This is a genomic window from Curtobacterium sp. CFBP9011 (genome assembly GCF_034045095.1).
Taxonomy (GTDB): Bacteria; Actinomycetota; Actinomycetes; order Actinomycetales; family Microbacteriaceae; genus Curtobacterium.
Window position 1 is genome coordinate 1 of the sequence record NZ_JAXCWN010000002.1, and the last position, 25,621, is coordinate 25,621.

Here is a 25,621-nt window from a genome sequence, read left to right on the forward strand (position 1 = left end):
GGAGAGTAGGACGCCGCCGGACTTCTCTTCAATGGAAAGCCCCTGACGGGTGGAGCATCACGCTCCACCGGTCAGGGGCTTTTCTGCATTCCCCGGCAGAGCCGTCTCCGGAGGACTGGCGCTCGCTGGCCGCCAGCGCAACGGGCGGCCACGGTAGGATCAGGGCGTCATGACAGCGCCATTCTCCCCTGCCACCGGTTCCGACGTCCGCGTCCGGTTCTGCCCGTCGCCCACCGGAACGCCGCACGTCGGCCTCGTCCGCACTGCCCTGTTCAACTGGGCCTACGCCCGGCACACTGGCGGCAAGCTCGTCTTCCGCATCGAGGACACCGATGCCGCCCGTGACAGCGAAGAGTCGTACGCCCAGATCATCGAGGCACTGCGCTGGTTGAAGCTGGACTGGGACGAGGGGGTCGAGGTCGGGGGACCGCACGGCCCGTACCGACAGTCCGAGCGAGCCGACGTCTACGCCGACGCGATCGCGCAGCTCACGGCGGCCGGCCACGTGTACGAGTCGTACGTCACGCCGGAGGAGATGGAAGCCCGCAACGTCGCGAACGGCCGCGACCCGAAGCAGGGCTACGACAACCACGAGCGTGACCTCACCGCCGCTGAGCGTCAGGCCTTCCGCGACCAGGGTCGGGCGCCGGCGCTCCGCCTGCGCGTGCCGGACCGTGACCTCAGCTTCCAGGATCTCGTCCGCGGTGAGATCACCTTCCCGCAGGGCTCGTTCCCGGACTTCGTGGTGGTGCGTCCGAACGGCAAGCCGCTGTACACGTTCACGAACCCCCTCGATGACGCTCTGATGGGGATCACGCACGTCCTCCGTGGCGAGGACCTGCTGTCGTCGACCCCGCGTCAGATCGCGCTGTACGAGGCCCTGTACGAGATCGGCCTCGCGCAGTTCATCCCGCAGTTCGGTCACCTGCCGTACGTGATGGGGGAGGGCAACAAGAAGCTCTCGAAGCGCGACCCGGAGTCGAACCTCTTCCACCACCGCGCGAACGGCATGGTCCCCGAGGGCCTGGTCAACTACCTCGCCCTGCTCGGGTGGTCGATCGGTGCCGACCGCGACGTGTTCTCGATCGACGAGATGGTCGCAGCCTTCGAGGTCACCGACGTGAACCCGAACCCGGCGCGCTTCGACCACAAGAAGGCCGAGTCGATCAACGGTGACCACATCCGCCTGCTCGACCCTGCCGACTTCCGTGCTCGTCTCACGCCCTACCTGACCGACTTCCTCGACGACCCGGCGACGGCGGAGCAGCAGCGTGTGCTCGAGCTGGCCGCGCCGCTCGTCCAGGAGCGCATGCAGCTGCTCAGCGAGGCGCCGGGCATGCTCGGGTTCCTGTTCACCGCGGACGACGACCTGGTGGTCGAGGACGACGCCCTCGGTTCGCTCAAGGGCGACCCGGCCCCGGTCCTCCAGGCCGGCATCGGCGCACTCGAGCAGCTCGACGACTGGTCCACGGCCGCCATCGAGCAGGCCCTGCGGACGGCGCTCATCGACGGCCTCGAGCTGAAGCCCCGGGTGGCGTTCGGTCCGCTGCGTGTCGCGGTGTCCGGTCGTCGGATCAGCCCGCCGCTGTTCGAGTCGATGGAGATCCTCGGCAAGCAGTCCACGCTCGCGCGGCTCCGTTCCCTCGCGGCACGCTGACGTCCGTGGTCGACGTCGTCGTCATCGGAGCCGGTCCGGCCGGGCTCAGCGCTGCGCTCAACCTGGTGCGGGCGAAGCGCACGGTGTTGCTGCTCGATGCGAACCGACCCCGGAACGCCGCGACCCTGCGCTCGCACGGGTTCATCACACGGGACGGCATCTCACCCCTGGAGCTGCGGAAGCTCGGGCGCGACGAGGTGGCCGGCTACCCGGAGGCCACGGTGACCCAGGCCGTCGTGGACCGGGTGTGGCAGGCCGACGGCGCGTGGAACGTGCACGGGACGTGGCGGGGCGCCGAGGTGTCGGCGACCGCACGGGCGGTGGTGATCGCCACGGGCCTCCGTGAGTCGTTCCCCGCGCTGCCGTCGCTCCGGGCGTTCTACGGCACGGACGTGCACAGCTGTGTCGAGTGTGACGGGTACGGCAAGGCGGGGCAGCCACTGGCGTTCATCGGCGAGACCGACGACGTCGTCGACCGTGCGTTGCTCGTCGGCTCGTGGTCGGACGACCTCATCGTCTTCACGAACGGCGTCGCGCCGGTGACCGACGCGGGGCGTGCGCGTCTCGACGCTGCGGGTATCCGTGTCGACGAGCGTCCCCTGGCGGACCTGGAGGGCGACCGCACCGGCATGACCGGCGTCCGGTTGGCCGACGGGGACGTGGTGTCGCGGTCCGGTGCCTTCGTGCGGCCCGAGTGGCACGCCGACCTGGACTGGGTCGACGCGGCCCTCGACCGCGACGCCCAGGGCTTCGTGCGGGTGGACCGGCTCGGTCGCTCGAACCTGCCCGGGCTGTACGCAGTCGGGGACGTCACACCGCCCGGACCGGAGCAGCTCATCGTCGCTGCGGGTCACGGCGCCTCGACCGCCGCGGCTGTGCACCGTGACCTCGTCGGTGGTCTCGAAGACCTCCGGGATGCTGTACAGTAGTTGATCGTGCCCCGGACAACGGGGCGCGGGGCCGCAGGGCCTTTGGGGTATGGTGTAATTGGCAACACAGCGGTTTCTGGTACCGTCGTTCTTGGTTCGAGTCCAGGTACCCCAGCAAGTGGACACACGGAAAGCCCCCGGGAAACCGGGGGCTTTCGTCGTTCCCGGGCGAAGGCGTCGTTCCGGCGCGCGGGTCTGCCGACCGGCTATCGTCGATGCACGAGCGCGGACAGCGCGCCGCCACGCCCGGACACCGTCCGGGCGACACGACCAGGGGGACCCATGATCATCTTCGGCAGCCGCACCCGTGACGCCCTCGTCGGGGTGCTCTTCTTCGCCTGCACCCTCTGCGGGTCCACCGCTGCGCAGCGCCTGCACCGCCTGCGGACGTGGTTCACGCTGTTCTTCCTGCCGGTGTTCCCGTTCGGGCACGGTCGGTACGTGCTGCAGTGCGCCTACTGCGGCGGCCAGTCGGCCATGCCGCGCGAGGGCGCCGAGCGGTTCATCGCCGACAGCGAGCGGGCGCAGCAGGCGCACCTGGCGCAGGAGACCCTGCCGCCGACCGGCGCCTGAGCCGCGGGACACCGGACGCGGCAGCTCGCCCGGCACAGCTCTGTAACGCTCCGGTCACGGTGCGACTGCAACCGGTTGCACCACCCCCGTCCGGGGCGTAGCGTCCTCGCTCAGCAGGCAGCGTCGCCTGCTCCAGTGCAGCGTCGCCGGCACGGTCCGGCGATGCTCCTGGTGATCTCGATGAGGAGACAACGCTGTGAAGAACACACGTGCGAAGGGCCGCGTGGCCTCGATCGCAGGGATCGCGGTCGTCGGCCTGTTGCTCGCGAGCTGCTCGAGCGGGAGCTCGGCCTCGAACGACGCGAAGAGCGGGCAGGACAGCCGCGGACCGATCACCTACGTCCAGGGCAAGGACAACTCGAACGTCGTCCGCCCGCTGATCGCCAAGTGGAACAAGGCCCACCCGGATGAGAAGGTCACCTTCAAGGAGCAGTCCGACCAGGCCGACCAGCAGCACGACGACCTCGTGCAGCACTTCCAGGCCAAGGACGACAACTACGACGTGGTGGACGTCGACGTGGTGTGGACTGCGGAGTTCGCCGCGAAGAGCTGGCTCACCCCGCTGACCGGTGACATGAAGATCGACACGTCGAAGCTGCTGCCGTCGACGGTGAAGACCGCGACGTACAACGACACGCTCTACGCGGCCCCGCAGACCTCCGACGGCGCGCTGCTCTACTACCGCAAGGACCTCGTGAAGACCCCGCCGACGACGTGGGACGAGATGATGAAGGACTGCTCGATCGCGAAGGACGCCGGCATCGGCTGCTACGCCGGACAGTTCGCCAAGTACGAGGGGCTGACGGTCAACGCCTCCGAGGCGATCAACGGCGCTGGCGGCGCGGTCCTCAACGGCAGCGGCAAGCCGGACGTGGACACCTCCGACGCGAAGGCCGGGCTGCAGAAGCTCGTCGACGCCTTCCAGGACGGCAACATCCCGAAGGAGGCGATCACCTACCAGGAAGAGCAGGGTCGCCAGGCGTTCGAGGACGGCAAGCTGCTGTTCCTCCGTAACTGGCCGTACGTGTACAGCCTCGCGAAGACGGACGGCTCCAGCAAGGTGAAGGACACCTTCGGCATCGCCCCGATCCCAGGTGCGGACGGCGTCGGTGCCTCCACCCTGGGCGGCCACAACGCCGCGATCAGCGTCTACTCGAAGCACAAGGCCACCGCGCACGACTTCCTCGAGTTCCTCATCTCGAACGACACGCAGAAGTTCTTCGCGACGCAGGGCTCGCTCGCCCCGGTCATCGGCGACCTGTACACGGACCAGGAGCTCACGGCGAAGCTGCCGTACCTCCCGACGCTCCTCGAGTCGATCAAGTCGGCCGAACCGCGTCCGGTGACGCCGTTCTACCCGGCCGTGACGAAGGCGATCCAGGACAACACCTACGCCGCACTCAAGGGGTCGAAGTCCGTCGACTCGGCGATGCAGGACATGCAGGCCGCGCTCACGTCGGCGACCGACGGCAGCGGCAACTGACACCGCGGGCGGCGCACGCCGCCCACTGACGGGAGGGTCGTGGTCACGCGACCACGTCCCTCCCGACTCCACTCTGTGCGTTCCCGACACCGGCAAGGAGGCCGTCCGTGTCAGCAGCAACCGAGATCCCCGCAGCGATACCCGAACCCCAGGGGACGGAGCCACCGAAGCGTCGCAAGGGCGGGCTCAACGCGGACCACGGCCGGTGGGCCGTGTACCTGATCGGCCCGACGATCGTGCTCCTGGCGATCGTCATCGGCTACCCCGTCGTCAGCGCGGTCATCCAGTCGTTCCAGCTCGACCAGGGCCTCGACAAGGCGACCGGCCTGTTCGTCGCGGGTGGCTTCGCCGGCGTCACGAACTACGTGCACTGGCTCGGCCAGCAGTGCGGGAACGCCGCTTGCCCGCCCGGCAACCTCGGGTCCCAGTTCTGGACGGCGTTCGGCAACACGTTCTTCTTCACGGTCGTGACCGTGGCACTCGAGACCGTCATCGGGCTCTGGATGGCCATCATCATGAACCGCAACTTCAAAGGCCGCGCCCTCGTCCGCGCCGCGATCCTCATCCCGTGGGCCATCCCGACCGCCGTCACCGCGAAGCTCTGGTACTTCATCTTCGACGCGAACGGCGTGCTCAACCACGTCATCGGCCACCAGGTCCTCTGGTTCTCGGACGAGTGGGCCTCGCGGTTCGCCATCATCATCGCCGACACCTGGAAGACCACGCCGTTCATGGCGCTGCTCATCCTGGCCGGGCTGCAGCTGATCCCCGACGAGGTGTACGAGGCCGGCAAGATGGACGGCGCGTCGACGATGCAGCGTTTCGTCAACATCACGCTGCCGCTCGTCAAGCCGGCGCTCATGGTCGCCATCCTGTTCCGCGTGCTCGACGCGCTCCGGATCTACGACCTCATCGCGATCATGACCGGCGGCGGTGGTGGTTCCGGCAACGCGACCGTCTCGCTGTCCGTGCTGGTCGTCGACCAGATCCGGCAGGGCTTCAACTCCGCCTCGGCACTCTCCACCATCACGTTCGTGGTCGTCTTCGTCGTCGCGTTCGTCTTCGTCCGGTTCCTCGGCGCGAACGTCGTGCAGACCCAGGCGGCACAGCAGAAGGGCGAACTCAAGTGACCCTCGCAGCAGACCGTCTCCACATCCCCGCCGAACGTGCTGGCGCGCGCAGCGACGTCCGCGTGAAGCGCCACGTCGGGCCGAAGCTCCGCACCGGCATCCAGGCCGGGGTCATCGCCCTGTGGTGCCTCCTGCCCTTCTACTGGATGATCGTCACGTCGTTCCGTGACGTCGGGTACACGTTCGACCCGACGCCGTTCTTCACGCACGTCACGCTCGACAACTACGCGACCGCGTTCTCGACGGCCCTCGGCAACCACCTCGGGCGGGCACTGCTCAACAGCGTGTTCATCGGGGCCGTGGTGACGATCATCGCCCTGCTCGTCGGCACGACCGCGGCCTACGCACTGGCCCGGCTGGAGTTCCGCGGCAAGTCCCTCATCGCCGGTGCGATCCTCGCTGCGTCGATGTTCCCGGGCGTCGCGCTCATCTCGCCGCTGTTCCAGCTGTTCACGGACATCGGCTGGATGGGCACCTACCAGGCGCTGATCCTGCCGAGCATCTCGTTCGTGCTGCCGCTGACGGTCTACACGCTCGCGTCGTTCTTCCGCGAGATGCCGTGGGACCTCGAGGAAGCGGCGCGCATCGACGGGTGCACCCGGGTGCAGGCGTTCCGTCGGATCATCCTGCCGCTCGCTGCCCCGGCCGTGTTCACGACCGCGATCCTGGCGTTCATCTCGTCCTGGAACGAGTACCTCATCTCCTCCCAGCTCTCGAGTGACGCCACCCAGCCGGTGACGGTCGCCATCGCGTCCTTCGCCGGGTCGCAGCCGCACCAGGAGCCGTACACCGCGGTGATGGCGGCGGGCACGATCGTCACGATCCCGCTCGTCATCCTGGTGCTCGTGTTCCAGCGACGCATCGTGGCCGGCCTCACCGCCGGCGGTGTGAAGGGCTGACGATGGCCCAGCGCGCGCCCCTCCGGCCGACGTCGCGGATCGAGGAGGCCATCGGTTTCGTCGGGTGCTTCGGGCTGCTGTTCTTCGGCGTCACGGTGTTCTGCGAGCTGACCGGGCGACCGGCGCTCGGGTGGGCCCTCACCCTCCTCGGCGCCGTCGTGGCGATCGTCCTCCTGGACCGGTGGCGACGCCGGGTGCTCCGGCGGACCGCGGACGCTGCCCAGGCCGACCACGGGCCGGCCGCGACGCGCGTGTCCGGCCGCTGACGGGCCTCCCGGCAGAAGCACGTGGGGATCCAGGAGATCGCGCACGCGACGGGGCTGTCGAAGGCGACCGTCTCGCGGGCGCTCCGCGGCCTGCCGACCGTGGCGGGCACGACCATCGACCAGGTGCGTCGGGTCGCCGACGAACTCGGGTACGTCCCGAGTTCGGCGGCGGCCGGTCTGGCCACCGGCCGCCAGCACGCGGTCGGGGTCGTCGTGCCGGTGATCGACCGCTGGTTCACCACGAAGGCCCTGGGCGGGGTCGACGCGGAGCTCCGGGCCGCCGGCTACGACCTGGTCCTCTACAACCTCGGTGGCCCCGGCGGCGACCGGCACCGGGCCTTCCGCCGCACGATGCTGCGCCAGCGGGTCGACGCGCTGGTGCTGCTGTCGCTGGTCCTCGACGAGACCGAGCGACGCGAGCTGCAGGTGAGCGAGCTGCCGACCGTCGTGATAGGGGGACCGGCCCACGACCTGCGGAACGTCGGTGTCGACGACCACGAGGTCGCGGCCCTGGCGGTCACGCACCTCACCGGCCTCGGACACCGCGAGGTCGCCTACGTCGGCGGGCAGGACGAAGCCGGGTTCAGCGTGGCCGTGCCGTACCGCCGGCGCGACGGGTTCACCGCGGCCATGGAGCGCGCCGGAGCGCCGGTCCGCCCCGCGTGGTACGCCGACGGCCGGTTCTCGTTCGCCGGTGGCGTGGCCGCCGGTACCGCCCTGCTCGACGTGCCGGCGTCGGAGCGACCGACCGCGGTCGTCTGCGCCTCGGACGAGATGGCACTCGGCGTCGTGGTCGCCGCGCACCGGCTCGGGCTCGACGTGCCGCGGGACGTCTCCGTCACCGGCGTCGACGGGCACGAGTACGGCGAGGTCCTCGGTCTGACGACCGTCGCGCAGGACCCGGAGGCGCAGGGTCGCGTGGCCGCACGGGCCGTCGTCCTGGAGGCCCAGGGTGCGTCCCCGGCGCCGCTCGCGCCGTCCGCCGCGCGGCTGGTGGTGCGCGGGTCGACCGCGCCGCCGTGCCGGTGAGGGCCCTCTGGCGGCGTCGGGCGTAGCGTCACCAGCATGCTGGTCACGAAACTCGAGCACGCCTGTCTCGTCGTCGAGCAGGACGGCGACCGCCTGGTCATCGACCCCGGTGCCTACACCCGGCCGATCGACACGGGTGGCGTCGTCGCCGTCGTCGTCACGCACGAGCACCCGGACCACGGCACGGCGGAGCAGCTCACGCGGATCCTGCAGCGGAACCCCGGCATCCCCGTGTTCGGACCGGCCGGGGTCGCGTCGGCGCTCGCCGGGTCCGTCGCAGTCGACGTCGTGACGGACGGGGACACCCGGACCGTGGGTGCCTTCACCCTGACCTTCCACGGCACACGGCACCAGCTCATCCACTCGTCGGTGCCGGTCGTCGACAACACCGGGGTGCTCGTCAACGGCACGCTGTTCCACCCGGGCGACGCCTACATCGACCCGGGCGTCCCCGTCGAGGTGTTCGCGACGCCGGTCGGGGCTCCGTGGCTCAAGATCGGCGAACTGATGGACCACCTGGCCGCCGTCGCCCCACGCCGGGCGTTCCCGATCCACGAGGCCACCCTCTCCGACATCGGGTTCGCCGGGCACACCGATCGGATCCGGCAGGTCGTCGAGCCCGCCGGTCAGGTCGTCGTGCTCCGGCCGGGGGAGTCGCTCACGGTCTGAGGACCGGCAGGGAGACGCCGCTGAGACCGGCGACACACCGGCGTGGGCACGGCCGTTTTGGCGCTCGATCACACCCTGTGCAATACTTGTCGAGTTGTCGGAACGGCCCCATCGTACAGTGGCCTAGTACGCCGCCCTCTCACGGCGGTAACGCGGGTTCGAATCCCGCTGGGGTCACCACGAGTGACACACTCCGAACCGACACATCGCCGCGGCCCCATCGTATAGCGGCCTAGTACGCTGCCCTCTCACGGCGGTAACGCGGGTTCGAATCCCGCTGGGGTCACCACGCATGCAGTCCCTCGTCCGGGTTCCGGGCGGGGGACTTCGTCGTTCCCGGGCGGGGGACTTCGTCGTTCCCGGGCGAACGGGTGCAGGAGGATGTCGGTATGGACTCGACCGGAGCACCACCGCAGGACGGACCGCCACACACCCGGTGGTCGATGATCGCCCTCGTGGCGCTCGGCGGCGCGGTCGGCACCGCCGTCCGGGCGCTCCTCGCCCAGGCGTTCCCGGCCGTCGACGGGATCAGCTGGAGCATCCTCGCGATCAACGTCGTCGGCGCGTTCTGCCTCGGCCTGCTGCTCGACACCCTCGCGCGTCGGGGTCCGGACGTCGGCCGACGTCGGTCGCTCCGGCTGTTCGTCGGGACCGGCGTGCTCGGCGGGTTCACGACGTACAGCACCCTGGCCGACGACACCGCACGGCTGCTCGACGGTGGTCGGTGGGCTGCCGGTGGCGGGTACGCACTGCTGTCGGTCGTGCTCGGGCTGGTCGCCGTGGTCGCCGGACTCGCGGTCGCCGGTGCGCTGACGAAGCGGGCAGCGCGGTGACCGCCCTCGTGCTGGTGGTCGTCGCCGTCGGCGGCGGGGTCGGGGCCGCGCTGCGGTTCGTGCTGGACGGCGTCGTCAAGGCGCGGGTGACCCGGTTCCCCCTCGGCACGCTGCTGATCAACGTCTCCGGATCACTCGTCCTCGGGTTCGTCACGGGCCTGGGGGAGGCCGGCACACTCGCCGCCCCGATGGTCGCCGTGCTCGGGACGGGCATGATGGGTGGGTACACGACGTTCTCGACGGCGAGCGTCGAGACCGTGCAGCTCCTCCGATCCGGCAAGACCCGGCTCGCCGTCCTGAACGGCCTCGGGATGCTCGTCGTCTCGGTCGGCGCTGCTGCGCTCGGCCTCCAGCTCGGAAGGAACACATGACCTCGGAACGCCCCGGCGAACTCGTCCTCGTCCGCCACGGAGAGACGGAGTGGTCGAAGAGCGGGCAGCACACCGGCCGCACCGACATCCCGTTGACGGAGAACGGCGTCGCGCAGGCCGAACGGGCCGCCCGGTACCTGGCGGACCGCGACTTCGCGCTCGCCCTGTCGAGCCCCCTCGCCCGGGCCCGCGAGACCGCCCGCATCATCGGCGTCGACCCGGAGCTCGACGAAGACCTGTACGAGTGGGACTACGGCGCGTACGAAGGCCTGACGACGCCGCAGATCAAGGTCCAGCGGCACGGCCCGTGGGACCTCTGGACCGACGGCGTCCCCGCCGGTGACACGCCCGGCGAGAACGCCGCCGAGGTCCGGGTCCGGGTCGAGCGGGTCATCAACCGCGCGCGCCCGGTCCTCGCCGAGGGCCAGGACGCGATCTTCGTCGCGCACGGCCACGTGCTCCGTGCCCTCGGCGCCGCCTGGATCCGTCTCGCGCCGCAGGACGGCGCGGTGCTCAAGCTCGGCACGGCGACGGTCAGCACGCTCGGGTACGAGCACGGCCGACCGGTCATCGACGCCTGGAACATCACCCCGTCCTGAGGTGACGAACGGCACGGGCGGCGGTGACGATCCCCGCCGCCCGCCGCCGTCCGGCCCGGCGTCCGCGGTCAGTCGGCGCTGAGCACGATCCCCATGCCGAGGCTCGGGGTGACGTCCTCGAACCCGAGCGAGCGGTACAGGCGCTGCCCCGGCGGGTCCCCGATGAGCGACACGTAGGGCCCCGCGGGAGCCCGGTCGCGGATGTCCGCCACCAGCCACTCGACCACCGCTCGGCCGAGCCCCTGCCGCTGGTGTGCCGGGTCGGTGGCGACGTCGACGACGTGGAAGTACCAGCCGCCGTCGCCGATCACGCGGCCCATCGCGACCGGTGTGCCGTCGGCGTCGACGACGTGGCAGGCCGACCAGGCACCCGCGATCGCCGGCGCACCCTGCTCGGCCGTCACCGGGGTCAGCCCGGAGTCACGCCGGAGCCGCAGGTAGTCCTGGAGCGGCGGGGCGGTCGGCAGCAGCGTGTAGTCGGCGGTGTCCATGTCCCCAGCCTGCCCGATGCCGGCGTCGGGGGCGGTGTGGTCAGACCGTGCGGATGCTGCTGGTCGCCCCCAGTGCCCGACCACGGCGCCGTTCGACGACGCGTCCGACCGCCAGGAGCGCGACGCTGACGACCGCGCCGAGCAGCGTCTGCACGATCCGGTCGAGCGCCAGGAGCCCCGGGGCCTCCGGCAGGCTCAGCCACGACACCGCCAGGGCCAGCGGCGTGAGGAACAGCAGGCAGACGGCGTAGTTCCGCGCGACGAAGACCTCGGCCATGAACTGCCCGACGACGGCGATGACGACGATCCACCACGCCGAGGGTTCGAGCAGCAGGATCCCGACCGCGACGACCGTCCCGCCGACGGTGCCGACGACGCGCTGGACGGCGCGCGAGACCGTGTGTCGCTGCCGGAGCGCCGGCAGCGTCGACACGACGGCGATCACGGCCCAGTACGGGTGACCGAGACCCGGCAGGGACTCGGCGACCGTCCCGGCCGCGAGCGCGCCGACGACGTTGAGGCCGATGGTCTCCCAGAGTGCCGAGGTCCGGAGGACCGCCAGCGACCGGTGCTTCCGGGCCGCGAGCGGACGGAACCGGTGCGGTGCGTGCGGGTGCAGGACCCGGCGGAAGCCCGCGCCGGACATCGCGACGAGCCACGCCCAGGCGACCGAGCCGAGGATGATCGCGGCGACGAGCGGCAGGTCGCCGGTGTGCACCGGCACGAGGGCCGAGACGACGAACGCGAACACCGGGAAGATCGGTTGGGCGGGGATCGTCCGGAGGGCGCTGAGCGTGGCGACCGCGACGACCAGCACCACGACGAGGCCGGCGCCCTGCAGCCACAGCGGCGACCCGAGCAGCGACACCGCGATGCCCGCGGCCATGCACGCGACCTGCAGCGACCCGGCGACCCCGGTGGTCACGGCACGCTGCCGGTACGGCTCGGTCGCGCCGAAGATCGCGGTGAAGCCGGCGAACAGCGCGAAGGCGGCGTACTGCGGCATCCCGAGTCCAACGAGCAGCGCGAGCGGGACACCGCCCGCGATCGCGGCGCGCGCTGCGCCCTCGAGGTTGGTCGTGCGGGTCGAGTGCGGAGCGGTCGTCATGTCCTGGCCATCCTCTCACCGCGACGGGTGTCGTCGACTCGTGGCGGGCCTCCCGGCTGTCGTCCCGCGATTGGTATACCAAGCTGCTAGAGTGCTCGGACGACGCCGTGTCAGCGGTGTCGCAACGCGAAGCGAGGAGGCACGGGCATGGGCAGGACGCTCGCCGAGAAGGTGTGGGACGACCACGTCGTCGTCAAGGGGGAGGACGGCAACCCCGACCTCCTGTACATCGACCTCCACCTCGTGCACGAGGTGACCAGCCCGCAGGCCTTCGACGGCCTCCGTCAGGCCGGTCGCCCGGTGCGTCGCCTCGACCTCACGATCGCGACCGAGGACCACAACACGCCGACGCTCGCGATCGACCGGCCGATCGCGGACCCGACGAGCCGCACCCAGATCGAGACCCTGCGCCGCAACTGCGCGGAGTTCGGCGTCCGCCTGCACTCCCTGGGCGACAAGGAGCAGGGGATCGTGCACGTCGTCGGTCCGCAGCTCGGTCTGACCATGCCCGGCATCACCGTCGTGTGCGGCGACTCGCACACCTCGACCCACGGGGCCTTCGGCGCGATGGCGTTCGGCATCGGCACCAGCGAGGTCGAGCACGTCCTGGCGACGCAGACCCTGCCCCTGAAGCCCTTCAAGACGATGGCGGTCACGGTCGAGGGCACGCTGCGGCCGGGCGTGACGGCGAAGGACGTCATCCTGGCCGTGATCGCGCAGATCGGTACCGGCGGTGGGCAGGGCTACGTCCTGGAGTACCGCGGGTCGGCGATCCGGGCGCTCTCGATGGAGGGCCGGATGACCATCTGCAACATGTCGATCGAAGCGGGCGCCCGCGCCGGCATGGTGGCCCCCGACCAGACGACGTACGACTACGTGCAGGGCCGCGACCACGCCCCGACCGGCTCCGACTGGGACGACGCCGTCGCGTACTGGGACACGCTCGCCACCGACGACGACGCGGTGTTCGACGCCGAGGTCTTCATCGACGCCGACACGCTCGAACCGTTCGTCACCTGGGGCACGAACCCCGGCCAGGGCGTCTCGCTCTCCGACTCCGTGCCGGACCCGGCCGACTACGCCGACCCGAACGACCGCGCCGCGGCCTCCCGCGCGCTCGAGTACATGGACATCCAGGCGGGGACGCCGATGAAGGACATCGCGGTCGACGCGGTCTTCATGGGCTCCTGCACGAACTCCCGCATCGAGGACCTCCGCGCCTTCGCCTCCGTCATCAAGGGCCGCGAGAAGGCGCCCGGTGTGCGCGTGATGGTCGTGCCGGGGTCCGCGCGAGTCCGGCTCGAGGCCGAGGCCGAGGGGCTCGACCAGGTCTTCATCGCCTTCGGTGCCGAGTGGCGCTTCGCGGGCTGCTCGATGTGCCTCGGCATGAACCCCGACCAGCTCGCGCCGGGGGAGCGCTGCGCCTCCACCTCGAACCGCAACTTCGAGGGCCGGCAGGGCAAGGGCGGCCGCACGCACCTGGTCTCGCCGCTCGTCGCGGCCGCGACCGCTGTCCGCGGAACGCTCTCGAGCCCGTGGGACCTGGAAGACGACGACGCACGCCGGGCCGTCCCGGTGACCGCTGGAGGGAACCACTGATGGAGAAGATCGGCACCGTCACCGGGATCGCCGCACCGCTGAAGCGGTCGAACGTCGACACCGACCAGATCATCCCCGCGGTCTACCTGAAGCGGGTCACGAAGACCGGCTTCGAGGACGCGCTGTTCTCCGGATGGCGGCAGGACCCCGAGTTCGTGCTCAACCAGCCCGCCTTCCAGGGCGCCCGCGTGCTGATCGCCGGACCGGACTTCGGCACCGGCTCGTCGCGCGAGCACGCGGTGTGGGCCCTGCGCGACTTCGGCTTCCGTGTGGTCGTGTCCCCCCGTTTCGCGGACATCTTCAAGGGCAACGCCGGCAAGCAGGGACTGGTCACCGCGATGGTGCCGGAGCCCGAGATCGAGCGGATGTGGGCCGCGATCGACGCGCAGCCGGGCATCGAGGCGACGGTGGACCTCGCGACACAGCGCGTGTCGATCGGCGACGTGGACGTGGCTTTCGAGATCGACGCTTACACTCGTTGGCGGTTGATGGAAGGGCTCGACGACATCGGGCTCACCCTCCGTGACGAGACCTCGATCACGGAGTTCGAACACTGCCGCTCCAGTTGGCGGCCGAAGACATTGCCGGTGAAGTAGTGAACTCTCTCGTACAGGACGCAGCAGCCGCAGGGGCGCGCGTCGGGTTGAAGTCGGACGAGATCGTCATCCGCGGGGGCAAGCCCCTCGTGGGACGCATCGAGGTCCGCGGTGCGAAGAACCTGGCGACCAAGGCCATGGTCGCCGCGCTCCTCGGAGACACCCCGTCGATCCTCAAGGACGTCCCGGACATCTCCGACGTCAAGGTCGTCCGCGGCCTGCTCGAGGTGCACGGCGTCCGCGTGACCGACCCGGCCCGTGGCGAGCTCATCCTCGACCCGTCCCGCGTCGAGTCCGCGCACTTCGCCGAGATCGACGCCCACGCCGGGTCGAGCCGGATCCCGATCCTGTTCTGCGGCCCGCTGCTGCACAAGCTGGGCGAGGCGTTCATCCCCGACCTCGGCGGCTGCCGCATCGGCGACCGTCCGATCGACTTCCACCTCGACGCCCTGCGCGCCATGGGTGCCGTCGTCGACAAGCAGATCTCCGGCATCCACATCACGGCGCCGAACGGCCTCAAGGGCGCGAACATCGAGCTGCCCTACCCGAGCGTCGGGGCGACCGAGCAGGTCCTGCTCTCGTCCGTGCTCGCCGAGGGCACCACCGAGCTCCGCAACGCGGCGATCGAGCCCGAGATCATGGACCTCATCGCGATCCTGCAGAAGATGGGCGCGATCGTCACGGTCGAGCCCAGCCGCACGATCTTCATCGAGGGCGTCAAGTCGCTCCGCGGGTACACCCACCGCGCGATCAACGACCGCAACGAGGCCGCGAGCTGGGCCTCCGCCGCGCTGGCCACCAACGGCGACATCTTCGTCGAGGGCGCCAAGCAGCAGGAGCTCATGACGTTCCTCAACGTCTTCCGCAAGGTCGGCGGCGGGTTCGACATCCAGGAGGACGGCATCCGGTTCTACCGCGAGCTCGACGTCCTCAAGCCCGTCGTCATCGAGACCGACGTGCACCCCGGCTTCATGACCGACTGGCAGCAGCCGCTCGTCGTGGCCCTGACGCAGGCTGAGGGCCAGAGCGTCGTGCACGAGACCGTCTACGAGAACCGCTTCGGCTTCACCGACGCGCTGAACGAGATGGGTGCCGACATCGTCGTGCACAAGGAGGGCCTGCCGGGTCACGACCGCCGTGTCGCCCGTCGACCCTTCGAGCAGGCCGCGGTCGTCACCGGCCCGACGAAGCTGCACGGTGCGAACGTCCGTGTCCCCGACCTCCGCGGTGGCTTCAGCCACCTCATCGCGGCGCTGACCGCCGAGGGCGAGTCGCACATCACGAACGTCGGCATCATCAGCCGCGGCTACGAGCACTTCATCCCGAAGCTCCGCAAGCTCGGCGCGGACTTCGACTTCGCGGGATGAGCACCGAGCCGGCCGACGCCCGAGCCGGTGCGGTGGACCAGGTCACCACGGGCCTCCCGAACCCTGGGAGGCGCTGGAAGCGTGGTGACCTGAACGTCGCGTTCCGGATCACCTCGGTCTTCGTGATCCCGTTGTTCCGTCGGGTCGCGGCGTACCGGTGGCACGGCCCGAACCGCCTGCCGGCGGACGGGGCGTTCGTGCTCGCGCCGAACCACTACACGAACATCGACCCGCTGGTGGTCGGCACCGCCGTCTGGGTGAGCCGCCGACCACCGCTGTTCCTGGCGAAGGCGTCGATCTTCGACGTGCCCGTCGTCGGCAAGCTGATGACCGGCATGGGGCAGATCCCGGTCGAGCGGTCGGGCCGCACGCGGTCCAGCAACCCCCTGCAGGGCGGCGGCGGCCTCGTCCGGAACGGCGGCGCCGTCATCGTCTACCCGGAGGGCACGCTCACCCGCGACCCCGACCTGTGGCCGATGCGCGGCAAGACCGGCGCGGCCCGGATCGCCCTCGAGAACGACGTGCCGCTCATCCCGATGGCCCACTGGGGCACGCAGCGGATCCTGCCGCGGTACTCGAAGCGCCTCAACCTGTTCCGCAAGGCCCACGTCGACATCCTGTTCGGCGAGCCGATGGACCTGTCGGCGTACCGGGGCAAGCCGATCGACCAGGCCCTGCTGCAGGAGGTCACCGACGCGCTGATGGCCGAGATCACGGAGCTCGTCGAACAGCTCCGTGGGGAACGCGCCCCGGAGAAGCGCTGGGACCCCAGCGCCGCCCGCCAGAAGGAGACCGGCAAGTTTGAGTGACGCAGCCGACCGGGGGACCGCACCCGGTCTCCGACCGCACGACGACCACCCGGACCCCTCCGTCGCCGCACGCGGTGCGGTCGACACCGCGGCGATCCGTGTCGTGATGCAGTCCACCGACAAGCCACGTGTCGCCGTCATCGGGGCCGGCAGCTGGGGAACCACCTTCGCGAAGGTCCTGGCCGAGGGCGGTGCCGAGACCGTCGTCTGGGCTCGCCGTCCCGAGGTCGCCCGCGAGATCACCGAGACCAAGCGCAACTCGGACTACCTGCCCGGCATCAACCTGCCGCGCACCCTGACCGCGTCGACGTCCCTCGCGGCGGTGCTCGCCGGCGCCGAGCAGGTGTACGTCTCGGTGCCGTCGCAGACCCTCCGCTCGAACCTCGCCGCGATCCGCGAGCTGCTGCCCGCGGACGTGCCGGTGGTCAGCCTCATGAAGGGCGTCGAGAAGGCCACCGGACTGCGGATGAGCGAGGTCCTGCTCGAGGGGCTCGGCATCGACCAGGACCGCATCGCCGTGGCCAGCGGACCGAACCTGGCGCTCGAGATCGCCCGCCGGCAGCCCACCGCCGCCGTCGTGTCGTCGTCGAGCGTCGACACCGCGACCGCCGTCGCCGCGGTTGCGACGAACCCCTACTTCCGCTCGTTCATCAACACCGACGTGATCGGCACCGAGTTCGGCGGGGTGCTCAAGAACCTCATCGCGGTGGCGATCGGCATCGTCGACGGCGTCGGGTACGGCGAGAACACCAAGGCGTCGATCATCACCCGTGGTCTGGCCGAGATGACGGAGTTCGCGGTGTCGCTCGGCGCGCAGCCGTCGACGTTGTCCGGGCTCGCCGGCCTCGGCGACCTGATCGCCACGTGCCAGTCCCCGCTGTCGCGGAACAACACCGCCGGTCGACTGCTCGGCCAGGGGTACCGCTTCGACGAGGTCGTCCGCCAGATGAACCAGACCGCGGAGGGCCTGGCCTCGGTCGCGCCGATCCTCGAACTGGCGCGAGCGAACGGCGTCGACATGCCCATCGTCGGGCAGGTCGGCGAGGTCCTCGCCGGTAGGCTCGATCCGCGCAACATCGCGCCGCACCTCACGGAGACCGACGAGCCCCAGGGCGAGTGACCGGTCCCGGTACCCACCGCTTGGAGCGTCCATGAGCAGCACCGCGCCCGCATCCGAACCGACCGACGCCGAGCTCACCCCGGAGACCGACGACCGGACGACCGTCGCGGTGCTCTTCGGTGGCCGGTCGAGCGAGCACGAGATCAGCTGCGTGACCGCCGGCGGGATCATGGACGTCGTCGACCGCGACCGGTACGACCTGCTGCCCATCGGCATCACGAAGGACGGCGCGTTCACCCTGCAGCCGGACGACCCGTCGGACTGGGCGCTCCGCGGCCAGGAGCTGCCCACCGTGCCGGACAACGGCACCCGCGTGCGCTTCCCGGTCTCCGGTGATTCCAGGGAACTCTTCGTGGAGCTGCCCGACGGCTCGGTGGAGTCCCTGGGCTCGGTCGACGTGGTGTTCCCGATCCTGCACGGTCCGTTCGGCGAGGACGGCACGATCCAGGGCCTGCTGGAGACCGCCGGCCTGCCCTACGTCGGCGACGGCGTGCTCGCCAGTGCCCTGGCGATGGACAAGCACGTCGCGAAGGCCGTCCTCGAACACGCCGGCTTGCGCGTCGCCCCCTGGACGACCGTGCTCCGTCGGCAGTGGCAGTCCGACCCGGTGGACGTCGCCGAGTCGGTCGCCGCACACGGCTTCCCGCTCTTCGTGAAGCCCGCCCGCGCCGGCTCGAGCATGGGCGTCTCGCGCGTCGACGACCCCGCACAGCTCGGTGCCGCGATGGACCTGGCCTTCGAGCACGACAACAAGGTCATCGTGGAGCCCCGGGTGATCGGGCGCGAGGTCGAGGTCGCCGTCCTGGAGGGCCGTGACGGCACCCCGCGCACGAGTCTGCCCGGCGAGATCGTCGTCGCCGAGGACGGCTTCTACGACTTCAGCGCCAAGTACCTGGGTGGTGACGAGCAGCTGCTCTGCCCGGCCCCACTCACCGAGTCCGAGACCGACGAGATCCGGTCGATCGGCGCTCGGGCGTTCGAGGCGATCGGTGGCGCCGGACTGGCGCGGGTCGACTGCTTCCTGACCGACGACGGGTTCGTGGTCAACGAGGTCAACACGATGCCCGGCTTCACGCCGTTCTCGATGTACCCGCGCTGCTGGGCGGCGTCGGGCATGGCGTACCCGGACCTGGTCGCCGAACTCATCGAGCTGGGGCGGGTCGCGGTCCGCTGATCTCCGCGGGCGTCGAGCGCCCACCGCCCAGCGCCCCTGCCGACGTCCTGCCGAGCAGCGCTCTGGCCGACGTCCTCCGGAGCAGCGCCTCAGCCGACGTCCTGCGGATCGAGGCAGCGGTGCCCGTCCTTCGGCAGCGTCGACACCGCGTCGCCGAGGTCCTGCAGGGCGTCCGGCGTCGCGCGCTTCGTGTCGATGACGACCTGCACCGCGGGTGAGCGGCCGAAGGTCGTGTAGACGACGTTCTGTCCGCGGTCGTCGCGGATCCAGTCGACCGAGCCCTGCGCGAAGCACGGCAGGTCGGAGACCGTCGGCACGGCGACACCGCAGTGGTAGAGCACGGCGGCGGGGGACCCCCACGCGGCAGTCGCCTGCGCCGAGGTGTTGCGGAGCGACAGCGTGCTGTTCACCGTCGCGGGGAGTCGGACCTGCGCACCGGCGCAGGCGGCCGCGTTCGCGGAGGGAGCGGCCTGCATCGCGACGGCGTTGGTGCAGCCGGTCAGTCCGACGACGACGGCCGCGGCCAGGACGAGACCCGCGACGGCACTGCGCCGGCGGGTGACGGCACGGGGCTGACGGGTGACGGTCCGGGGGTGGCGGGGTGCGGTGTCCATCGGCGTCCAGGCTACCGTTCTGGTGTGGACGCGACGGACGAGCAGGACCCCGGCACCCGGCCCCGGACAGCAGCAGACGCGACGGTCGGGGCACTCGGCGAACTGGCCGTGCTCGCCCGCGTGACCCGGCGCCTCCCGTCCGGCTCGCCGCTGCTCGGACCCGGTGACGACTGCGCCGTCGTCGCCGCTCCCGACGGACGCTTCGTCGTGACGACGGACATGATGGTGCACGGCCCGGACTTCCGCTGGGCCTGGTCCTCGCCGGAGGACGTCGGCTGGAAGGCCGCCGCCACGAACCTCTCCGACGTCGCCGCGATGGGCGCGGTGCCCTCCGGTCTCGTCGTCGCGATCGCCGCCCCGCAGGAGACGCCGGTGACCGTGCTCGAGGGCATCGCCGACGGCTTCCGGGTCGCGATCGAGGCCCTGGCACCCGGCATCGGGGTCGTCGGCGGTGACCTGTCGACCTCGGCGACGTTCTCGCTGACCGTGACGGCGTTCGGCGACCTCGGTGGATGTGCTCCCGTCGTCCGCTCCGGCGCGCAGCCGGGTGACGTCCTGGCGGTCTCGGGTGAACTCGGGCCGGCTGCACGGGGGCTCGCCCGCCTGTTCCGCGACGGGGTCGACGACGCCGGTGAGCCGGACGCCGACCGGGTCCGGGCGACCGGGGCGGACACCGACCCCGACGTGGGCCGGCAGCGCCGTCCGGTGCCGCCGATCGCCGACGGGCCGCTCGCCGCCGCAGCCGGAGCGACCGCGATGCTCGACCTTTCCGACGGCTTGGCGATCGACGCCGGCCGGCTGGCGCGCGCGAGCGGGGTGACGCTGGAGCTCGACGTCGAACCGGCACTGGACCCGGTCGCGCTGCACGGCGGCGAGGACCACGGGCTGCTGGCGACGTTCCCGCCCGGCGCGAGCCTGCCCGGTGGGTTCCAACGGATCGGGGTCGTCCGCGCACGCGGAGCGGACCACGGCGTCGACCTGGTGCGGGGCGGGGGAGCGGTCCCGACGACGGGGTGGGACCCCTACGCCGACTGGGACGGCGCGGCGGGCTGAGCGCGCAGCACGTCCGGCAGCAGCAGCGCGCTGTGTGCCCGGCTCAGGCCGCTCTGTGCCGGGCTCAGCCCGCTGCGTCCGCCAGGGCTTCCCACGCGACGGTGTCACCCCAGGACCGCTTGCTGAACGGCGTCAGCCCGACCGGCCACGTCGGTTCCGGCGAGCGGGTGCCCCGTTCGACGACGACGACCGCCTCGGGCGTCAGCCGGGACACCAGGGCGTCGAGGACGTCGGTCAGCTCGGACTCCGGGACCTCGTACGGCGGGTCGATGAACACCAGGTCGAACGTCTTCGCCGTGGTGCGGAGGTAGCCGAGGGCCGGCTGCGCGTGCACCGCGACCCGGACGCCCGGCACACGCTTCTGCACCGCCTTCGCGTTCTCACGACAGGCCGCCGCAGCGGGTGCCGCCCGATCGACGAGCGACACCTCGACCGCACCCCGCGAGGCCGCTTCGAGGCCCAGGGCACCGGTCCCCGCGTACAGGTCGGCGACCGAGGCGTCGTCGATCAGCCCGCGCGACTCGAGCGACGAGAAGAGCGCTTCGCGCACGCGGTCGCTCGTCGGCCGGGTGCCGGACTTCGGCACCCGGAGCGTCGTGGAGCCGGCGGCACCGGCGATGATGCGGGTCATACAGCCACCGTAGCGGGCAGCCGGTGCCCCTCCGGCGTTCTCCACAGGCGTCCGGGAGGCCCGTGGCAGGTCGGTCGTGCCGGGTACCGTGGCCCTGTGGTCACCTCCCGCGCCGACTCCGCTCCGACGACGCCCGACACCTCCGCGCCCGACGGCCTCGCACCCGCCACGCCCGACGTGCAGTGGGGACCGGCGCCGCTCGACGTGAAGCTGGCGAACGTCCTCGGCGGCCGGACCGCGAAGGTGATCGAGAAGGCCTTCGGTCACCGGACCGTCGGCGAGTTCCTCGAACACGCCCCCCGGCGCTACGCCGAACGCGGTGCGCTGACCGCGCTGGACTCCCTGGCGATCGGCGAGGCGGTGACGATCGTCGCCGAGGTGATCGAGGTCCGCGAACGCACGATGCGCGCACGGCGCGGGTCGATCCTCGAAGCGAAGATCGGGGACGGCAAGGGCCTGCTGACGCTGACGTTCTTCAACCAGGGCTGGCGAACCAAGGACCTCGTCCCGGGTGCCCGCGGGGTGTTCGCCGGCAAGGTCGGCGACTACCGCGGTGCCCGGCAGCTGGCGCACCCCGACTACGAGCTGTTCGACCGCGACGACCCGCGTGCCCTGGCGGACCCCGAGTCGGACGAGGCCATCCGGTGGTCGCGGCAGCCGATCCCGATCTACCCGGCGACGGCCTCGCTGTCGTCCTGGCAGATCGCGAAGGCGATGGGCATCGTCCTCGACACCCTGCCGGACGTCGCCGACCCGATCCCGGCCTCGGTGCGGACCCGTCTCGACCTGGTGCCGTTCCGGAAGGCGCTCGAGATGCTGCACCGGCCCGAGAAGGTCGCCGACTTCAAGCGCGCGCAGGACGCCCTGCGCTACCGCGAGGCGTTCGTGCTGCAGACCGCCCTGGTGCAGCGTCGGATCGCGGCCCGCGCGACGGCCTCGGTGGCACGCGTCGCCGCACCGGGTGGGATCCTCGAGCGGTTCGACGCGACCCTGCCGTTCACGCTCACCGACGACCAGCGATCGGTCGGCGCCGAGATCGCCCAGGACATGGCCGGCAGCTGGCCGATGCACCGCCTGGTGCAGGGCGAGGTCGGTTCCGGCAAGACCCTCGTCGCGATCCGGGCGATGCTCACCGTGGCGGAGTCCGGCGGGCAGTCGGCCCTGATCGCCCCGACCGAGGTCCTGGCGGCGCAGCACCTCCGGTCGATCGTGAAGTTCCTCGGCCCGGACCTCGCCGCGGAGCTCCGACCGGTGATCCTGACCGGGTCGCAGTCCACCGACGAACGCCGCCGCGCACTGCTCGCCGCGGCCTCCGGCGGCTCCCGGCTCGTCGTCGGCACGCACGCGCTCCTCGGTGACCGCGTGGACTTCGCCGAACTCGGTCTGGTGGTCGTCGACGAGCAGCACCGCTTCGGCGTCGAGCAGCGTGAAGCCCTGCGGACGAAGGGCACGACCCCGCCGCACGTGCTGGTGTTGACCGCGACGCCGATCCCGCGGACGGTCGCGATGACCGTGTTCGGCGACCTCGACGTGTCGACCATCCAGGGCATGCCCTCCGGTCGCGCCGGGGTGGAGACCTTCACGGTGGGGCTCGCTGAGCATCCCGGGTGGGAGTCCCGGATCTGGACCCGGATGGCCGAGGAACTGGCCGACGGTCGGCAGGCGTTCGTCGTCTGCCCCGCCATCGACGACGCCCACGGCGAGGACGACGGCGCCCCCGAACCCGCCGCCGACGGCAGCGACCCCGAGGGCACGCCGACGCGGAAGCCCGCGACCGTCCTGGCGACCGCCGAGCGGATGCGCACGATGCCGGTGCTCGACGGTCGGCGGATCGAGGTCCTGCACGGTCGCATGACGGCAGAGGAGAAGGACCGGGTGATGACGTCCTTCGCCGACGGGGCCGTCGACGTGCTCGTCGCCACGACGGTGATCGAGGTCGGGGTAGACGTGCCGAACGCCTCGATGATGGCGGTCCTCGACGCGGACCGGTTCGGCGTCTCGCAGCTGCACCAGCTGCGCGGACGCATCGGTCGCGGACAGTACGCGGGCGTCTGCCTGCTCGTCACCCACGCCGAGGCCGAGACGGTGTCGCGCGAGCGGGTCGACGCCGTCGCGGCGTCCGACGACGGGTTCGAACTGGCACGGGTGGACCTGGAGCTCCGCCGCGAGGGCGACGTCCTCGGTGAACGCCAGTCCGGCGGACGGTCCTCGCTCACCCTGCTGCGGGTGGTGCAGCACGCCGACGTCATCATCGACGCCCGCGAAGAGGCCGAGCGGGTCCTCGAGCGCGACCCGGACCTCAGCGGCAGCCCGGCGCTGCTGGACGCCCTGGCACGGCGACTGGACGAGTCCGACGCGGCGTTCCTCGGCAAGAACTGAGCACGCGGCGATCGAGCACGGAGCCGAACGGAGCCGGACGGCGCCGCAGCGGGTCAGGGCGGGGCCGGTATGGTCGCGTGCATGACGAAGATCGCCGTCGTGCCCGGCTCGTTCGACCCCGTGACGCTGGGGCACCTCGACGTCATCGCCCGTGCCGCGGAGCTGTTCGACGAGGTCCACGTGCTCGTCGTCCACAACCCCGACAAGAAGGCCGCGCTGTTCGACGCCGGCGACCGGGTCCGCCTCATCGAGGAGTCCCTGACCGAGGTCGGCGTGCCCGGCACGGTCGTGGTCGGGGAGTGGACCGCCGGGCTCCTGGTCGACTACTGCCGACAGGTCGGCTCGAAGATCCTGGTGAAGGGCGTCCGCTCCGGTGAGGACGTGGCGTACGAGACCCCGATGGCGATCATGAACCGCCACCTGGCCGGCGTCGAGACGGTGTTCCTGCTGCCGGACGCCGCCCGGGCGCACGTGTCGAGCTCGCTCATCCGACAGGTCTCGGGCCTGGGTGGCGACGTCACGCCCTACGTGCCGCAGGTCGTGGCGCGCGCACTCGCCGCCCGGCACTGAGACCGGCACCACCCCGACACGCGTCGGGTGCTCGACTCCTCGTCTCGGGCGCGCTAGGCTGGTTGATCGTGTATTCCTCCGTGAACAGCCCCTACGCCCTGCGTGTGCGTGAACTCGCGCAACGGCCGGGCGAGATGCGCGAGGTCTCGCTCGACATCGCGGTGCCGAGCACGCTCGGTGCCGGTCTGATCGCCGTGCGCGAGGGCGACCAGATGCACCTCGACGTCAAGCTCGAGGGCCTGCACGAGGGCATCCTGGTCTCCGGACACGCCCGGGCCGAGGCGACGGGGGAGTGCTCGCGCTGCCTCATCGACATCAGCGAGCCCGTCGAGGTCGAATTCGCGGAACTGTTCGCGTATGATGCCTCGGAGGAATTCGACTACCAGGTTCACGATGAGCACGTGGATTGTGAACCGGTCGTCCGAGACGCAGTGGTGCTGTCGCTGCCGTTCACCCCGCTCTGCCGACCGGACTGTCCAGGACTCGACCCGGTGACGGGTGAGCGCCTGGCGGACGTCGGTGAGCGACCGGCTCCGTCGGCCACGGATCCCCGTTGGGCAGCGCTCGGCGGGATCCAGTTCGACAGCAACGACCACCAGAACCCCAGCGAGCACCACACCGCTGACCAGACCACCGCGGACGAGGAGCGGGCGCCGGCCGACCAGGCCGAGTGACCGCCACCATCCACGACTGACCACCGACCAAACGAAAGAGAACCACCATGGCCGTCCCGAAGCGCAAGCAGTCCCGTGCGAACACGCACGCCCGTCGATCGCAGTGGAAGGCCGCACCGGTCCAGCTCGTGAAGACGATCGAGAACGGCAAGGTCGTCTACAGCCTCCCGCACCGTGCGAAGGTCGTCGAGGACTCGGCCGGCACCCCCCTGTACATGGAGTACAAGGGCCGCAAGGTCGCCGACGTCTGATCGGACTGCATTCATGACTGCGACGTCCGGCGCCGCGGGGTCCAGCCCCGTGGGGCCGGACGTCGTTCGTCTTCGTGACCTCCTCGGGGTCCCTGTCGACCTCGAGCTCCTCCAGCTCGCGCTGACCCATCGTTCGTACGCGTACGAGCACGGCGGGATCCGGCACAACGAGCGGCTGGAGTTCCTCGGCGACTCCATCCTCGGCCAGGCCGTGACCGTCAAGCTCTTCCGGGACTACCCGGAGCTCGACGAGGGTGAACTCGCCAAGCGACGCGCCAGCCTGGTGTCGACCGTCGCCCTGGCGGAGATCGGTCGGCACATCGGCCTCGGTGCGTACCTCCGGCTCGGCAAGGGCGAGGAGCAGACCGGTGGTCGGGACAAGTCCTCGATCCTCGCCGACACCGTCGAAGCCGTGATCGGTGCGACCTACCTGTCCGCGGGTGCTGACTCCGCCACCGACCTGGTGCTCGGTCTCGTCGCCCCGCTGCTCGTCGATCCGGCACGCTTCGGCGCCGCGATGGACCCGAAGACCAGCCTGCAGGAGCTCGCGTCCGCGCTGACGCTCGGCAACCCGGCGTACCGGATCACCGAGGCCGGCCCGGACCACGACAAGACCTTCCACGCCACCGTCGTGCTGCAGGGCGAGGACATCGCCACCGGCACCGGGACGAGCAAGAAGACCGCCGAGATGTCGGCCGCGCTCGACGCCTGGACACGCCTGTCCGGGCGCACCGCCGGGGCCTGACC

Annotated in this window: 28 protein-coding genes, 3 tRNA genes and 1 pseudogene; 28 read left to right on the top strand and 4 right to left on the bottom strand. The window is 71.1% G+C overall.

Annotated features, from left to right (window positions below; all coding sequences use genetic code 11):
• Positions 1 to 169 precede the first annotated feature (169 nt).
• The 16 genes and pseudogenes from gltX (at position 170) to SOM35_RS04340 (ending at position 10,438) form a co-directional block, all read left to right on the top strand.
• Positions 170 to 1,657, top strand: coding sequence for a glutamate--tRNA ligase (gene gltX, locus SOM35_RS04270; protein WP_320514519.1), 1,488 nt, complete (start codon positions 170 to 172; stop codon positions 1,655 to 1,657).
• A 5-nt stretch (positions 1,658 to 1,662) separates the two neighbouring features.
• Positions 1,663 to 2,586, top strand: a complete 924-nt coding sequence (locus SOM35_RS04275) for an NAD(P)/FAD-dependent oxidoreductase (protein ID WP_308118870.1) — start codon at positions 1,663 to 1,665, stop codon at positions 2,584 to 2,586.
• A gap of 43 nt (positions 2,587 to 2,629) precedes the next feature.
• A tRNA-Gln gene (locus SOM35_RS04280) sits at positions 2,630 to 2,701 on the top strand.
• A gap of 167 nt (positions 2,702 to 2,868) precedes the next feature.
• Positions 2,869 to 3,159, top strand: coding sequence for a zinc ribbon domain-containing protein (locus SOM35_RS04285; protein ID WP_111075619.1), 291 nt, complete (start codon positions 2,869 to 2,871; stop codon positions 3,157 to 3,159).
• Between the two features lie 196 nt (positions 3,160 to 3,355).
• On the top strand, positions 3,356 to 4,642 hold the full coding sequence (locus tag SOM35_RS04290; protein WP_414648549.1) for an ABC transporter substrate-binding protein: 1,287 nt from the start codon (positions 3,356 to 3,358) through the stop codon (positions 4,640 to 4,642).
• 107 nt (positions 4,643 to 4,749) lie between these two features.
• Positions 4,750 to 5,772, top strand: a complete 1,023-nt coding sequence (locus SOM35_RS04295) for a carbohydrate ABC transporter permease (protein ID WP_414648550.1) — start codon at positions 4,750 to 4,752, stop codon at positions 5,770 to 5,772.
• 62 nt (positions 5,773 to 5,834) lie between these two features.
• Positions 5,835 to 6,671, top strand: coding sequence for a carbohydrate ABC transporter permease (locus SOM35_RS04300; protein WP_253467925.1), 837 nt, complete (start codon positions 5,835 to 5,837; stop codon positions 6,669 to 6,671).
• 2 nt (positions 6,672 to 6,673) lie between these two features.
• The gene (locus SOM35_RS04305; protein ID WP_320514520.1) at positions 6,674 to 6,937 is read left to right on the top strand and encodes a hypothetical protein; all 264 of its coding nucleotides are present in this window, start codon (positions 6,674 to 6,676) and stop codon (positions 6,935 to 6,937) included.
• Positions 6,938 to 6,955: 18 nt separating this feature from the next.
• A pseudogene (locus SOM35_RS17435) lies at positions 6,956 to 7,087 on the top strand (helix-turn-helix domain-containing protein); the annotation flags it as partial.
• Entirely contained in the window at positions 7,061 to 7,966 is a 906-nt protein-coding gene (locus tag SOM35_RS04310) for a LacI family DNA-binding transcriptional regulator (protein ID WP_475395203.1), read from the top strand. The pseudogene SOM35_RS17435 and the gene SOM35_RS04310, both read left to right, overlap by 27 nt.
• Positions 7,967 to 8,002: 36 nt before the next feature.
• Positions 8,003 to 8,635 (top strand): MBL fold metallo-hydrolase, encoded by a 633-nt coding sequence (locus tag SOM35_RS04315; RefSeq protein ID WP_320514522.1) that lies wholly within the window; start codon positions 8,003 to 8,005, stop codon positions 8,633 to 8,635.
• Between the two features lie 104 nt (positions 8,636 to 8,739).
• Positions 8,740 to 8,815 (top strand) — tRNA-Glu (locus SOM35_RS04320).
• Positions 8,816 to 8,848: 33 nt separating this feature from the next.
• Positions 8,849 to 8,924: transfer RNA gene (locus tag SOM35_RS04325), tRNA-Glu, on the top strand.
• 100 nt (positions 8,925 to 9,024) lie between these two features.
• A complete protein-coding gene (locus SOM35_RS04330; protein ID WP_320514523.1) occupies positions 9,025 to 9,468 on the top strand; it encodes a fluoride efflux transporter FluC in 444 nt (147 codons plus the stop codon).
• Positions 9,465 to 9,839: a fluoride efflux transporter CrcB gene (gene crcB, locus SOM35_RS04335; protein ID WP_111075611.1), complete on the top strand. Its 375-nt coding sequence runs from the start codon at positions 9,465 to 9,467 to the stop codon at positions 9,837 to 9,839. The genes SOM35_RS04330 and crcB overlap by 4 nt, the downstream gene beginning before the upstream one ends.
• Positions 9,836 to 10,438: a histidine phosphatase family protein gene (locus SOM35_RS04340; RefSeq protein WP_290156969.1), complete on the top strand. Its 603-nt coding sequence runs from the start codon at positions 9,836 to 9,838 to the stop codon at positions 10,436 to 10,438. Before crcB ends, SOM35_RS04340 begins: the two co-directional genes overlap by 4 nt.
• Before the next feature lie 68 nt (positions 10,439 to 10,506).
• Here the strand turns inward: SOM35_RS04340 and SOM35_RS04345 are convergent, their stop codons facing one another.
• Positions 10,507 to 10,929 (bottom strand): GNAT family N-acetyltransferase, encoded by a 423-nt coding sequence (locus tag SOM35_RS04345; RefSeq protein ID WP_320514524.1) that lies wholly within the window; start codon positions 10,927 to 10,929, stop codon positions 10,507 to 10,509.
• Between the two features lie 40 nt (positions 10,930 to 10,969).
• Positions 10,970 to 12,037 (bottom strand): FUSC family protein, encoded by a 1,068-nt coding sequence (locus SOM35_RS04350; protein WP_320514525.1) that lies wholly within the window; start codon positions 12,035 to 12,037, stop codon positions 10,970 to 10,972.
• A gap of 147 nt (positions 12,038 to 12,184) precedes the next feature.
• On the opposite strand from SOM35_RS04350, the gene leuC reads away from it, so the two are divergent.
• From leuC to SOM35_RS04380, 6 genes are all read left to right on the top strand, one after another.
• On the top strand, positions 12,185 to 13,636 hold the full coding sequence (leuC, locus tag SOM35_RS04355) for a 3-isopropylmalate dehydratase large subunit (RefSeq protein WP_320514526.1): 1,452 nt from the start codon (positions 12,185 to 12,187) through the stop codon (positions 13,634 to 13,636).
• The gene (leuD, locus tag SOM35_RS04360; RefSeq protein WP_320514527.1) at positions 13,636 to 14,232 is read left to right on the top strand and encodes a 3-isopropylmalate dehydratase small subunit; all 597 of its coding nucleotides are present in this window, start codon (positions 13,636 to 13,638) and stop codon (positions 14,230 to 14,232) included. Before leuC ends, leuD begins: the two co-directional genes overlap by 1 nt.
• Positions 14,232 to 15,599: a UDP-N-acetylglucosamine 1-carboxyvinyltransferase gene (gene murA / locus SOM35_RS04365; protein ID WP_111075605.1), complete on the top strand. Its 1,368-nt coding sequence runs from the start codon at positions 14,232 to 14,234 to the stop codon at positions 15,597 to 15,599. Before leuD ends, murA begins: the two co-directional genes overlap by 1 nt.
• Positions 15,596 to 16,408: a lysophospholipid acyltransferase family protein gene (locus SOM35_RS04370; RefSeq protein ID WP_320514528.1), complete on the top strand. Its 813-nt coding sequence runs from the start codon at positions 15,596 to 15,598 to the stop codon at positions 16,406 to 16,408. Before murA ends, SOM35_RS04370 begins: the two co-directional genes overlap by 4 nt.
• 106 nt (positions 16,409 to 16,514) lie before the next feature.
• Positions 16,515 to 17,528: an NAD(P)H-dependent glycerol-3-phosphate dehydrogenase gene (locus SOM35_RS04375; RefSeq protein ID WP_111075634.1), complete on the top strand. Its 1,014-nt coding sequence runs from the start codon at positions 16,515 to 16,517 to the stop codon at positions 17,526 to 17,528.
• Between the two features lie 31 nt (positions 17,529 to 17,559).
• The gene (locus SOM35_RS04380) at positions 17,560 to 18,702 is read left to right on the top strand and encodes a D-alanine--D-alanine ligase family protein (RefSeq protein WP_320514529.1); all 1,143 of its coding nucleotides are present in this window, start codon (positions 17,560 to 17,562) and stop codon (positions 18,700 to 18,702) included.
• 89 nt (positions 18,703 to 18,791) lie between these two features.
• On the opposite strand, the gene SOM35_RS04385 is transcribed toward SOM35_RS04380, so the two are convergent.
• Positions 18,792 to 19,316 carry a DUF3515 domain-containing protein gene (locus SOM35_RS04385; RefSeq protein WP_320514530.1) on the bottom strand — a complete coding sequence of 175 codons (525 nt, stop codon included), beginning with the start codon at positions 19,314 to 19,316 and terminating at the stop codon, positions 18,792 to 18,794.
• A gap of 24 nt (positions 19,317 to 19,340) precedes the next feature.
• Between SOM35_RS04385 and thiL the strand changes: the two genes are divergently transcribed.
• On the top strand, positions 19,341 to 20,369 hold the full coding sequence (thiL, locus tag SOM35_RS04390; RefSeq protein WP_320514531.1) for a thiamine-phosphate kinase: 1,029 nt from the start codon (positions 19,341 to 19,343) through the stop codon (positions 20,367 to 20,369).
• A gap of 64 nt (positions 20,370 to 20,433) precedes the next feature.
• Here the strand turns inward: thiL and SOM35_RS04395 are convergent, their stop codons facing one another.
• Complete coding sequence (locus SOM35_RS04395) at positions 20,434 to 21,000, bottom strand: RsmD family RNA methyltransferase (RefSeq protein ID WP_320514532.1); 567 nt, start codon at positions 20,998 to 21,000, stop codon at positions 20,434 to 20,436.
• A 177-nt stretch (positions 21,001 to 21,177) separates the two neighbouring features.
• On the opposite strand from SOM35_RS04395, the gene SOM35_RS04400 reads away from it, so the two are divergent.
• The 5 genes from SOM35_RS04400 (at position 21,178) to rnc (ending at position 25,619) form a co-directional block, all read left to right on the top strand.
• The gene (locus tag SOM35_RS04400; protein ID WP_320514896.1) at positions 21,178 to 23,379 is read left to right on the top strand and encodes an ATP-dependent DNA helicase RecG; all 2,202 of its coding nucleotides are present in this window, start codon (positions 21,178 to 21,180) and stop codon (positions 23,377 to 23,379) included.
• 81 nt (positions 23,380 to 23,460) lie between these two features.
• Positions 23,461 to 23,949 (top strand): pantetheine-phosphate adenylyltransferase, encoded by a 489-nt coding sequence (gene coaD / locus SOM35_RS04405; protein WP_320514533.1) that lies wholly within the window; start codon positions 23,461 to 23,463, stop codon positions 23,947 to 23,949.
• A 68-nt stretch (positions 23,950 to 24,017) separates the two neighbouring features.
• Positions 24,018 to 24,623, top strand: a complete 606-nt coding sequence (locus SOM35_RS04410; RefSeq protein ID WP_320514534.1) for a YceD family protein — start codon at positions 24,018 to 24,020, stop codon at positions 24,621 to 24,623.
• A 47-nt stretch (positions 24,624 to 24,670) separates the two neighbouring features.
• Positions 24,671 to 24,874, top strand: a complete 204-nt coding sequence (gene rpmF, locus SOM35_RS04415) for a 50S ribosomal protein L32 (protein ID WP_110902027.1) — start codon at positions 24,671 to 24,673, stop codon at positions 24,872 to 24,874.
• Between the two features lie 13 nt (positions 24,875 to 24,887).
• Entirely contained in the window at positions 24,888 to 25,619 is a 732-nt protein-coding gene (gene rnc / locus SOM35_RS04420; RefSeq protein WP_111075599.1) for a ribonuclease III, read from the top strand.
• Positions 25,620 to 25,621: the final 2 nt, after the last annotated feature.